We start from the raw sequence: 9,860 nt of genomic DNA, 5'->3' as shown, positions 1-9,860 counted from the left end.
GCGGCTCGACTGCGACGAGGACATCGCCTCGTCGCGGCCGCTGTTCGAACTGTATCGCGGCCGCGGCCTGCCGCTGTCGGTGGCGATCAAGACCGATCAGCCGGACACCGCCGAGCATCTGGCTCTGCTGGCGGACCTCGATCAGGCCGGCGGCTCGATCCTGTCGCATTCGGTGACGCATGCGCCGAACTGGGGCGGCTCCGCCGAGGCCGCCGAGCGCGAGGCCCGTGACTCCAAGGCGTGGCTGGAGAGCCGGGTGCGCGGGCTGAATGTGCGCTATGCGGTGTCGCCGTTTCACCAGAACCCGACCTATGTGCCGGCTGCGCTGGCGCGCGCCGGCTATGACGGCTTCGTCGGCGGCATCATCGCCAACGATCCGGAATATCTGATGGCGCGCGGCGGCGCGGCGCCGTTCGGCCCCGCCGGCTTCGTCTCGCACAGCCAGGCCTGCATGCTGCACGGCGACTGCCTGCTCGCCGGCGACGATCCGACCCGGATCTACAAGCAGGCGTTCCGGCAGGCCAAGGCGTTCGGCCAGTTCTTCGGCTATCTCGATCACCCGTTCTCGCCGCGCTACGCCTATGGCTGGGCCAGCGAAGCCGACCGGGTCGCGATCCACGCCGCCTATCTCGATTTCATCGCCGCCGAATGCGCCGGCGAGGCGACCCTGTTCGTCAACGAGGAGACCTGCCTCGACTTCATGCGCGCCAAATCGACGACGCTGATCGACTACGATTCCACGCGGGACGCCTTCGCGGTGTCTCAGGGCAGTGCTGCCGGCCTGCCGCTGTCGGTCGGCTGGCGTGGACGCATCGAGGCGGCGGCCGAGCATGCCTGAACGCGTCATGGTGGTGTTCGGCACCCGGCCTGAATGCATCAAGCTGGCGCCGGTGGTGGCCGAACTGAACCGGCGGCCGGGGGCTTTTTCGACCATCGTCTGCTCGACCGGCCAGCACCGCGAGATGCTGGATCAGGCGCTGGCGAGCTTCGACCTCGCCACCGACCTCGACCTCGGAGTCATGCAGCCCAACCAGACGCTGCCGGGCCTGACCGCCGCGCTGCTGACGGCGTTGTCGGCTGCGATTGCGCAGGCAAAGCCCGACCGCGTGGTGGTGCAGGGCGACACCACAACGGCGTTTGCGGCGGCGCTGGCAGCCTACTATGCGCGGCTCCCCGTCGCTCATGTCGAGGCCGGCCTTCGCTCCGGCGATCGCTACAACCCGTTTCCCGAGGAGATCAACCGCCGCATAGTCGCCTCGCTCGCCGAGCTGCATTTTGCGCCGACCGAGCGCGCCTTTCAGGCGCTGCGCCGCGAAGGCATCGCCGAGGCGACTATTCACCTGACCGGGAATACGATCGTCGATGCGCTGCATCTGCTGAAAGCGCGGCTCGACACGCCGGGCGGGCTCGACCGGATTTCCGCGCCGGTGAAGGCGTTCGGCGCCGACGGCCGCCGCCTGGTGCTCGTCACCTGCCACCGCCGCGAGAATTTCGGCGACGATCTCGCCGCGATCTGCCGCGCCGTGGCGCGGATCGCGAGGGCGCATCCGGACTGCCTGATCGTGTTTCCGGTGCATCTCAACCCGAACGTCCGCGCGCAGGTGATGCCGCTGTTGAGTGGGCTCGGCAACGTCGCGCTGTGCGAGCCGGTCGCCTATGACGATCTGATCTATCTGCTGTCGCGCGCCACGCTGGTTCTGTCGGATTCCGGCGGCATCCAGGAGGAGGCACCGTCGTTCGGCGTGCCGGTGCTGGTGCTGCGGCGGACCACCGAGCGGCCGGAAGGGGTCGAGGCGGGCGTCGCCGAACTGGTCGGCGCCGATGAGAACCTGATCGTGGCACGCGCGGCGTTCCGGCTCGGCGGCGAGGCCGGTCTGCTGCCTGTCGGCACCAATCCATATGGCGACGGCCGTGCCGCTGTCGCCATCGCGGACATTCTGGAACGCACCCGATGACGCCTCGCGACGTGGTGATGCTGTCCACGGCTGACTGGAAGGACCGCTACTGGACCAACAAGCAGCACACCGCGAGCCGGCTCGGCGCGCGCGGCTATCGCGTGCTCTATGTCGAGAGCGTCGGCATCCGCCGGCCCGGACTCAATGCGCTCGATCTCGGCCGGATGGCGGCGCGGCTGCGCAGCGGGTTGGCGCCGATCCGCGAGGTGGCCGACAACGTCTGGGTGTTGTCCCCTCTGACGATCCCGCTCGGGCATCGCTACGCGCTGGTCGGCGAGTTCAATCGCTGGCAGTTGCAGAGTCGCATTCTGCGCTGGCTGCGGCGGCGCGGCGGCGCGCGCCCGCTGCTGTGGACCTATCATCCCTACATGATGCCGCTGGTCGCCGCGCTCGATCCCGCCGCGCTGGTGTATCACTCCGTCGACGATCTCGGCGCGATTCCCGGCGTCGATCACGACGCCTATGGTCGAGCCGAGGCGCAGTTGCTGGCTCGCGCCGATCATGTGTTCGTCACGAGTCGGGCGCTGTACGATCGCTGCGTGTCGATCAGCGGCGCGCGAACCCACTATTTTGGCAACGTCGCCGACATCGAGCATTTCGCGCAGGCGCGCGGGCCGGGTCCGCTTCCGCCGGATCTGGCGGCGATCCCGTCGCCGCGGATGATCTATGTGGGCGCGCTGTCGGACTTCAAAATCGATTTCGGCCTGATCGGCCGTGTCGCCGCGACGCGGCCGGACTGGCATCTCGTCTTCATCGGCGACGAGCGAGAGGGCCAGCACAGCGAGGAGATCGCCGCGCTGAAGCAGCGGCCGAACGTGCACTTCCTCGGCTGGCGGGCCTATGCGGAGCTGCCTGCATATTTGCGCGGCTGCGAAGTCGCGTTGCTGCCGCAGCTCATCAACGACTACACCCGCTCGATGTTTCCGATGAAGTTCTTCGAGTATCTCGCGGCCGGTCTGAGTGTGGTGGCGACGCCGCTGCCGGCGCTGGCGGACTGCGCGAACCTGCACCGGATCGCCTCCGGGGCCGATGCTTTCGCGGCGGAAATCCAGGCCGCGCTCGACGCCGGGTGCAGGCCGCTGCCGCTGGATCACCCGGCGCTGCGCGCCAACACCTGGGACGCGCGGCTCGATGCGATGCTGGCCGTGATCGGGACTCAGGCCGCCGGCGGCACCGCGGTCGGCAGCGGTACGTCGGGCTGATATTTCGCCATCACCTCGGCGGGCTTGCCGGAGAACACGATGCGGTGGTTCTCGATGAAGTGGGCCTGGTCGCACAGCGTGGTGACGTCGCCGGCGGAGTGCGACACCAGCACGATGGTGCCGCCGTCGGCGCGGAACCGCTTCATCACCTCGCCGCACTTCGCCTGAAATTTGTAGTCGCCGACCGCCAGCACTTCGTCGACCAGAAGGATCTCCGGATCGAGCTGCGACACCACCGCGAAGCCGAGCCGGGCCAGCATACCGCTCGAATAGAACCGGATCGGCGTGTCGATGTGTGCGGCCAGCTCGGCGAAGTCGATGATGCTGTCGAGCCGCTTGCGGATGTCGCGGCGCGAGAAGCCGAGCACCACGCCGTACAGTTCGATGTTCTCGCGGCCGGACAGATCCGGATGGAAACCGGCGCCCAGCTCGAGCAGCGAGGAGACCCGGCCGTTGACCGTCACCTTGCCGCTGTTCGGCTTCATCACCCCGGCGATCAGGCCGAGCAGGGTACTCTTGCCGGCGCCGTTGCGGCCGACGAAGCCGGTGGTCGATCCGCGCTCGACCTCGAACGAGATGTCGTCGAGCACGAGGTGGCTGCGATTGTATTTCGAAGCCTGAAACCCGTTCAGGATGTAATTCTTCAGTCCGCCGGTCAGGAAGGTGTGGTCGGAAAAACTCTTGCTGACGTGTTCGAACTTGATCGCGATGCTCATGGCGCTCGACCTAGATGACTTCGGCGAAACGGTGAACCAGCCGGCGATACACGAACACGCCGATCGCCATCGCGACCGCCCCGTACACATAGGCGAGTCCGATATTGTGCCAGTCGATGATGCCCTTCATGAACAGCGCGCGCCACGCCTCGATCAGGGGCGTCATCGGATTGAGATGCAGCAGCGGTCGATATTGATCCGGCACGCGGTCGATCGGGTAGATCACCGGTGACAGATAGAACATCATGTTCAGTCCGATCGCGAGAATCCGCTCCATGTCGCGGAAGAACAGATTGGCCGAGGAGATCGCAAGACCGAGGCCGAGCAGCAGCAGGAACTGCGCGGGAATGATCAGCAGCATTCCCGGGATGATGTCCCATCCGACCGGCAGGCTGTAGGCGAGCAGAAACCCGAGCGTCACGGGCACCGACATCACGTAGTGGAAGGTGTCTTGAAGGTTCAGTGCGATCGGCAGCACGAACCGCGGAAATACCGATTTCTTGATCAGGCTTCCGTTCGCCAGGAAGATGCCGCATGCCCCCATCAGATAGTTGCTGAACCATTGCCAGGCGAACAGCCCGATGGTCAGGAACACGACATAGTTCTCGACATTCGTCCGCATGATCACTTGCAGGGCGAAGTAGAACACCATCGCCGAGGCGAGCGGATTGGCGATCGACCACAGATAGCCGAGGACGTTGTTTTTGTACCGGACCTTCACTTCCTTGTGCGCAAGGGTCAGAATCAGGTCGAGATACTGCTTCAGCGTGAAGCCGCGTTGCAGATGTCTGGTGGGTTTCGGCGCGCCCGGGAGCGGCGCTGCGGCGCTGGAAATGGAATCGGTCATCGGTGCCCGCGCGAGGGATTGGAGCGATGCCGGGACGTGGCCGCTCGGAAAGGCCCGTGCCCGGCGGCATACTGGAGCCTATCGAAATTCAATGTCCGTTTTGGGCGTCGCAAGTCAAGTCTTAGTTTCCCCGCGCGGCGATCGGTTTCGCCTTGATTCGACCGCAAATTCATAGACTTGCCGAACGGAGGAATGGAATACGGATTGCTCGTAGTGGGTCGCGACGCGGCGTCGTCCGGCTTCGCCGAACGCGCCGGCGAGCGCCGGGTCGTCGAGCAGGCGATTGATCGCTGCGGCCAGTCGCGGAGCGTCATGTATTGGCACCGTCAGCCCTTCCTGCCCGTCGCGGGCGATGGTCGGCACGGCGGTCGGCAGCGCGGTATTGACGACGGGAAGCCCGACCGCCATCGCCTCGATCTGAACCAGCCCGAATGCCTCAGCGATAGTGACCGACGGTAGCGTGAACAGCTTGGCGGCGTGGAAGTAAGCCTTGACCTCGTCGCGCGGCAGGAAGCCAGGGAGCTGCAACCGGTCCGAGACGCCGAGCCGGGCGGCGAGACGCTGAAGATTGTCGCGCTCCGCGCCTTCGCCGATGATCACCAGTTCGCCGTCGATCTGCGTCAGGGCCTCCAGAAGGACCGCGAAGCCCTTGTACGGAACCAGACGGCCCATCGCCACGATCAGGCGCGGATGGCGCTGCTTCAACTCCTCGATCCGCTGTTGGAGCGCGGCATCGACATCGGTCCACTCGCTGGTGTCGACGCCGAACGGGATGCTCACGCATTTGGCCGCAAAGGGTTGCAACAGGCTCGAACCGTCGAAGATCGACTGATGCGAGATGATGATCCGATCGGCGCGATCGAGGGTACGGCGGATCAGCGGGGTCAGCAGCGGCATCACGGCGCCGCGGCCGATGATGTCGGCATGCCAGTGCACCACGACGGCGACCTCGTCGGGGATCCCCAAGGCGACGCCGAGGTCGTTGAGCGGAAACGGATAATGCAGCGCCAGCACATCGAACCGCCGTGCAGCGCGACGCAGCGCGAACGGAAAGCCGGGTGCGATCGGCATCGACGAGATCTGGCCGAACGAGCCGACGGCGCGCACCTCGCAGCCGTCGAACACATAGCGGCGTGGCAGACCGCGGTCGCGCGCGACCAGAATCTCGGCCCTGTCACCGCTGGCGTTCGGCCGGGTCAGCTTGGCGATCACCTCTGGGATACCGCCGTCGACGTCCGGGCGATAGACCTTGTAGGCGTGCAGGACGTTCATGGTGGTGCGCTCGGGCAAAGCCGATCGCCTATCGACCGGCGGTATCGTTTGCGGCTGCTGTGCAGGGCAGGCAGCTCTCAATGCCGAAGCAGATTCAGGATGTATTTGCCGTAGCCGCTGGCGATCAACGGATGCGCCAGTTGCTCCAGTTCCTCGTCGTCAATAAACCCCATCCGCCATGCAATCTCTTCGATGCAGGCGATCTTCTGGCCCTGCCGCTTCTCGATGGTCTGGACGAAATGGCTGGCCTCGAGCAGCGTGTCGTGGGTGCCGGTGTCGAGCCAGGCGTCGCCACGGCCGAGCTTCTCGACATTGAGCGCGCCGTTCGCCAGATAGGTGTTGTTGACGGCGGTGATCTCGAGTTCGCCTCGCTCCGAGGGGCGGACGCCCTTGGCGATTTCGACCACGTCGTTGTCGTAGAAATACAGCCCGGTGACTGCGTAGTTGCTCTTGGGTTTCTCGGGCTTTTCCTCGATCGAGATCGACTTGCCGTTGTCGTCGAACTCGACCACGCCGTAGCGTTCCGGATCGTGAACCCAATAGGCGAATACCGACGCCCCGCGTTCGCGAGCCGAAGCCTTGCGGATGCCGTCGCCGACTCCAGAGCCGTGAAACACGTTGTCTCCGAGCGCCAGGGCCGCATTGGCGCGGCCGATGAATTTTTCGCCGATGATGAAAGCTTCGGCGAGGCCGCGCGCCTCGGCCTGCACAGCATATTCGAATTCCATGCCGATCTGATGACCGTCGCCGAGCAGTTCCTGATACAGCGGCAGCGCGCTCGGCGTGGAGATGATCATCACTTCGCGGATGCCAGCCAGCATCAGCGTCGACAGCGGATAGTAGACCATCGGCTTGTCGTACAGCGGGATGAGCTGCTTGCTGATCGAAATCGTCGCCGGAAACAGTCGAGTTCCCCGTCCACCGGCCAGGATGATACCCTTGTACTTAGGTTTCGCCATGTTCCGTCCGGTTGGTATGCCGCAACTCGCCGAAGAACCGCTTCTCGGTGTCGGCAATTCCGGAGCAGGAAAGCGCTCGGAGGCGACACGAAACTCGCGGGTCACCCGACACCGGCCGCGAACGACGCATGAGCCGGCGACGATGAGGGTGAAGTCGCCGCAACTCTTAGGCTTTTTTGCCGTATATCGTCAATCGGTCTCTTGGCAGTGGGCCGGAAAGCCGTCTAACCTCGACAGGCAGCAACGGAATGAACAGATGCGGTTATTGTTGACCACCTATCATCATGCCTTCCTGGCTCCGGGTGGGGGCGAGACCGAATTTCTGCAGCTCGCCGAGTACATGAACGAGAACGGCGTTCGTGCCGATTTCTACGGCCATGCCTCGCGGCCACTGCGATACTACGATGCCATCGTGCATTTCTCCGCCGTCGGCGGCGGGCAGATCCTGCTGCGCCATGTGCGCGAGCAGGGGAAGCCGATCATTCTGATTCCGAACTACAATTTCTTCAGCCCGTCGGCCGGATCGCTGCCGGTGGTGCAGGAGCATTTCGATCTGGCGGACGTGATCGTGCTGCGCACGCAGGTCGAAGCCGAATTGTGCAAGACTCTGTTTCAAGTCGCGCACGACAAGATCGTGGTGGTGCCGCCGGGGATCAGCGCCGCGTTCGCACGCCCGGTTCCGGATGACCTGTTTCGCTCCGCCTACGGCGTCGGCCGCTTCGTGCTCTGGGTCGGCGTGCTCGACGAGGCCAAGCAGCAATTGCAGGCGATCGAGGCGCTACACGATCTCGACGTCCCGCTGATGTTCATCGGCGGCTATCACGACCGCGCCTACTACGCCAAATGCAAGGCGGCGGCGTCGGAAAAGGTGCGTTTCCTGCCCTACCTGCAGCCGGGCTCCGACATCATCCGCTCGGCGATGCAGAGCTGTTCGGTGTATCTCGAACTCGGTGAGGATTTCCCCGGGCATTCGGCGATCGAGGCCGGCCTCGCCGGCGCGCCGCTCGTGCTCCGCGATCATCCCTGGTCGCGCGAGCTGCTCGGCGACGACATCAGCTATGTGGCGTCGTCCGAGCCGGGTGCGATTGTTTCCGCGGTGTCTGCCGCCCTGGATAGCGGCAAGCGCGGCGCTCTGGTCGAGCGCATCAAGCAGCGGCTGGTGCAACCGCAGACGACGGCGCTGCTGATCGAGGACATCGAGCAATACCTCGCTCGCCGGCACGGCGGAGCGTAGCGCCGGCCGTCACAGCCACCGTTTCCGCCGCTTGAAGCTCTTCAGGTTCTTGAAGCTCTTCCTCTGGTCGCCGGCGCCGCCGAGGTAGAATTCCTTGACGTCCTCGTTGTCGCGCAGCTCGTCGGCGGTGCCGTCGAGCACGACCTTGCCCTGTTCCATGATATAGCCGTGGCTGGCGACCGAGAGGGCGGCGCGGGCGTTCTGTTCGACCAGGAGAATGGTGACGCCGAGGTCGCGATTGATCTTCTGAATGATCGAGAACACTTCCTTCACGAGCAGCGGCGACAGGCCCATCGACGGCTCGTCCATCAGGATCATCTTCGGCCGTGCCATCAGGGCGCGGCCGATCGCCAGCATCTGCTGCTCGCCGCCGGACAGGTAGCCGGCCAGCCCGGTTCGCTCCTTCAGCCGCGGGAAATAATCGTAGACCATCTCGATGTCGCGACCGACCTCGCGGTCGCTGCGGGTGAAGGCGCCGAGCCGCAGGTTTTCCAGCGACGTCATGTCCGAGACGATGCGACGGCCCTCCATCACCTGGAAGATGCCGCGGCGGACGATCTTGTCGGGATCGACGCCGTCGATGCGTTCGCCGTCGAACACGATCTCGCCGCGGGTGACCTCGCCATCCTCGGTCTTCAGCAGGCCGGAGATCGCCTTCAGTGTCGTCGACTTGCCGGCGCCGTTGGCCCCGAGCAACGCCACGATCGCACCCTGCGGCACCTCGAGGCTGAGGCCGCGCAGCACCAGGATGACGTCGTCATAGACGACCTCGATGTTGCGGACGCTGAGCAGCGGGGCAGCAGCCGGCGACGCGCCGGGGTGCGGACGATGGAGTTCGGCGGTTTCGGTCATGGAGCGTCCTGACGTTGTCGAACCTGCTGCGTCCGGCGTGGGGACAAATCGCCCCGCACCGCCGTCATCACCCGCGTATGCGGGTGATCCAGTATTCCAGTGCACCAGACCTCGATCGCGACGCCGCGGCGTACTGGATCCCCGCCTGCGCGGGGATGACGGTCCTTGGAGCGGAGGCGCCGCGGCTCAAAGCGGATGCGGCGCCTCCAATCGCTCGCGGCTGAGGGCAGCCGTGCGCGGTTTCAGCTCACCAACCGGCCCATTCCGGCTTGCGCGGCAGGTCGACGGTCTTGACCTTTTCGAGCTTGATGGTCCCCTTGGCGATCAGGTCCTTGAGGTCGCCGTCGGTCGGGCCCGATACCTTGGCGCGGTACAGGTCGATCTTCATGGTGCCGCGATGGTCCTTTGCGGTCCAGGTCGACGGGTTGCAGACACCGTCCATGCCGGCCGGCACCCAGTCCTTCTTCTGGTAGAAGCCCTTGGCGACGTTCTCGCCGGTGGCGCCGCCGTTCTTGGCGGCCCAGTCGAGCGCTTCCTTCATGTACATCGCCGAGCACACCGCCGCGACGTAGTGCACCGGCCGATACACGTTGCCGGACGGATCGGACATCTTCGAGATCTCCTCGACCGTCTTCATGCCGGGCGCGTTGCCGCCCCAGGCCACAGCGGTGCGCAGCGGGAAGATCACGCCGTCGGCGGCGTCGCCTGCGGTCTTGGCGGCGTTCTCGTCCATGCCCCAGACGTTGCTCATGAACTGCACGTCGACGCCGGCCGCCTTGCAGGCCTTCATCACCGAGATGTTGGAGGCGGCGGTGTTGCCGAG

The 9,860-nt window shown here is 65.3% G+C and carries 10 protein-coding genes; 4 read left to right on the top strand and 6 right to left on the bottom strand.

Annotated elements, in window-relative coordinates; genetic code table 11:
- From DU475_RS21425 to DU475_RS21415, 3 genes are all read left to right on the top strand, one after another.
- On the top strand, positions 1-838 hold an 838-nt coding region (locus DU475_RS21425), incomplete at its 5' end, for a polysaccharide deacetylase family protein (RefSeq protein ID WP_502706857.1).
- Complete coding sequence (wecB, locus tag DU475_RS21420; protein ID WP_205524493.1) at positions 831-1,955, top strand: non-hydrolyzing UDP-N-acetylglucosamine 2-epimerase; 1,125 nt, start codon at positions 831-833, stop codon at positions 1,953-1,955. The genes DU475_RS21425 and wecB, both read left to right, overlap by 8 nt.
- Positions 1,952-3,157, top strand: a complete 1,206-nt coding sequence (locus DU475_RS21415) for a glycosyltransferase (protein ID WP_164633266.1) — start codon at positions 1,952-1,954, stop codon at positions 3,155-3,157. Before wecB ends, DU475_RS21415 begins: the two co-directional genes overlap by 4 nt.
- Here DU475_RS21415 and DU475_RS21410 read toward each other — a convergent pair.
- The 4 genes from DU475_RS21410 to rfbA form a co-directional block, all read right to left on the bottom strand.
- On the bottom strand, positions 3,112-3,873 hold the full coding sequence (locus DU475_RS21410; RefSeq protein ID WP_164633265.1) for an ABC transporter ATP-binding protein: 762 nt from the start codon (positions 3,871-3,873) through the stop codon (positions 3,112-3,114). The genes DU475_RS21415 and DU475_RS21410 overlap by 46 nt on opposite strands.
- A gap of 10 nt (positions 3,874-3,883) precedes the next feature.
- Complete coding sequence (locus DU475_RS21405; RefSeq protein WP_142883359.1) at positions 3,884-4,720, bottom strand: ABC transporter permease; 837 nt, start codon at positions 4,718-4,720, stop codon at positions 3,884-3,886.
- Positions 4,721-4,834: 114 nt separating this feature from the next.
- The gene (locus DU475_RS21400) at positions 4,835-6,010 is read right to left on the bottom strand and encodes a glycosyltransferase (RefSeq protein ID WP_246700387.1); all 1,176 of its coding nucleotides are present in this window, start codon (positions 6,008-6,010) and stop codon (positions 4,835-4,837) included.
- 59 nt (positions 6,011-6,069) lie between these two features.
- Positions 6,070-6,951: a glucose-1-phosphate thymidylyltransferase RfbA gene (rfbA, locus tag DU475_RS21395; protein WP_013503965.1), complete on the bottom strand. Its 882-nt coding sequence runs from the start codon at positions 6,949-6,951 to the stop codon at positions 6,070-6,072.
- 256 nt (positions 6,952-7,207) lie between these two features.
- On the opposite strand from rfbA, the gene DU475_RS21390 reads away from it, so the two are divergent.
- Complete coding sequence (locus DU475_RS21390) at positions 7,208-8,185, top strand: glycosyltransferase (protein ID WP_246700386.1); 978 nt, start codon at positions 7,208-7,210, stop codon at positions 8,183-8,185.
- Between the two features lie 9 nt (positions 8,186-8,194).
- On the opposite strand, the gene DU475_RS21385 is transcribed toward DU475_RS21390, so the two are convergent.
- Both DU475_RS21385 and DU475_RS21380 read right to left on the bottom strand, forming a co-directional pair.
- Positions 8,195-9,037 carry an ABC transporter ATP-binding protein gene (locus tag DU475_RS21385; RefSeq protein WP_013503963.1) on the bottom strand — a complete coding sequence of 281 codons (843 nt, stop codon included), beginning with the start codon at positions 9,035-9,037 and terminating at the stop codon, positions 8,195-8,197.
- A gap of 247 nt (positions 9,038-9,284) precedes the next feature.
- Positions 9,285-9,860 (bottom strand): ABC transporter substrate-binding protein (locus DU475_RS21380; RefSeq protein ID WP_164633262.1); only part of this gene is annotated, 576 nt, incomplete at its 5' end.

It is taken from the genome of Rhodopseudomonas sp. WA056 (assembly GCF_010906995.1).
GTDB classification, from domain to species: domain Bacteria; phylum Pseudomonadota; class Alphaproteobacteria; order Rhizobiales; family Xanthobacteraceae; genus Rhodopseudomonas; species Rhodopseudomonas palustris_G.
The sequence above is the reverse complement of the archived record's forward strand: the minus strand, read 5'-3'. Positions and strand labels throughout refer to the sequence as shown.

Coding starts and splice junctions, on each gene's coding strand:
- rfbA (WP_013503965.1), bottom strand. CDS start 6,951: ATGGCGAAACCTAAGTACAAGGGTATCATCCTGGCCGGTGGACGGGGA.
- wecB (WP_205524493.1), top strand. CDS start 831: ATGCCTGAACGCGTCATGGTGGTGTTCGGCACCCGGCCTGAATGCATC.
- DU475_RS21385 (WP_013503963.1), bottom strand. CDS start 9,037: ATGACCGAAACCGCCGAACTCCATCGTCCGCACCCCGGCGCGTCGCCG.
- DU475_RS21415 (WP_164633266.1), top strand. CDS start 1,952: ATGACGCCTCGCGACGTGGTGATGCTGTCCACGGCTGACTGGAAGGAC.
- DU475_RS21390 (WP_246700386.1), top strand. CDS start 7,208: ATGCGGTTATTGTTGACCACCTATCATCATGCCTTCCTGGCTCCGGGT.
- DU475_RS21405 (WP_142883359.1), bottom strand. CDS start 4,720: ATGACCGATTCCATTTCCAGCGCCGCAGCGCCGCTCCCGGGCGCGCCG.
- DU475_RS21410 (WP_164633265.1), bottom strand. CDS start 3,873: ATGAGCATCGCGATCAAGTTCGAACACGTCAGCAAGAGTTTTTCCGAC.